The organism is Streptomyces sp. SM1, from assembly GCF_002910825.1.
Lineage (GTDB): Bacteria > Actinomycetota > Actinomycetes > Streptomycetales > Streptomycetaceae > Streptomyces > Streptomyces okerensis.
In genome coordinates, this window is the sequence record NZ_NEUB01000895.1 from 1 (window position 1) to 785 (window position 785).

Below are 785 nucleotides of genomic sequence, written 5' to 3' on the forward strand. Positions count from 1 at the left end.
TTCGGTCTGCGTCGCCGATCAGGGCCTTGCGGTGCTCGAAGGACGTGCGGCCCGTGGCCAGCGAGAAGCCCACGTCGGCGGCCTCGGTGCCCGACCCGTCGCCGACCCGGGCCGACAGCGCCGCCGCCTGCGCGCGCAACGCCTCCGGGGTGCGTGCCGACAGCGGCCACACCACCGTCCCGCCCGGCTGCACGGACGGCCCGTCGCCCGGTTCGTCGGCCGGCGCCGCCTCCACGACCACATGGGCGTTGGTGCCGCTGATCCCGAAGGAGGACACGCCCGCCCGTCGCGGACGGCCCGCGTCGTCCCACGTACGGGCCTCCGTCAGCAGCCGTCCGGCCCCCGCCGACCAGTCCACCTCGGGCGTCGGGCCATCCACGTGCAGCGTCTTCGGCATCACCCCGTGCCGCAACGCCAGCACCGACTTGATGACCCCGGCGACACCGGCGGCTGCCGAAGCGTGCCCGATGTTGGACTTCAGCGAGCCGATCCACACCGGCCGGTCCGCCGGACGCCCCTGCCCGTACGTCGCCAGCAGCGCCTGCGCCTCGATCGGGTCCCCCAGCCGGGTCCCCGTACCGTGCGCCTCCACCACGTCCACCTCGGCAGCCGACAAACCCGCGTCCGCCAACGCCGCCCGGATCACCCGCTGCTGCGACGGACCGTTCGGCGCCGTCAACCCATTGCTGGCACCGTCCTGGTTCACAGCAGAACCACGGATCACCGCCAGCACCGGATGCCCGTTCCGCCGCGCGTCCGACAACCGCTCCACCAGCAGCATGCCC

Annotated in this window: 1 protein-coding gene; it reads right to left on the minus strand. The window is 74.1% G+C overall.

Going from position 1 to position 785, the window contains the following annotated elements:
- Positions 1–785: ketoacyl-synthetase C-terminal extension domain-containing protein (locus tag B9S61_RS30145; RefSeq protein WP_146064987.1), on the minus strand; the 785-nt coding region annotated here is incomplete at both ends.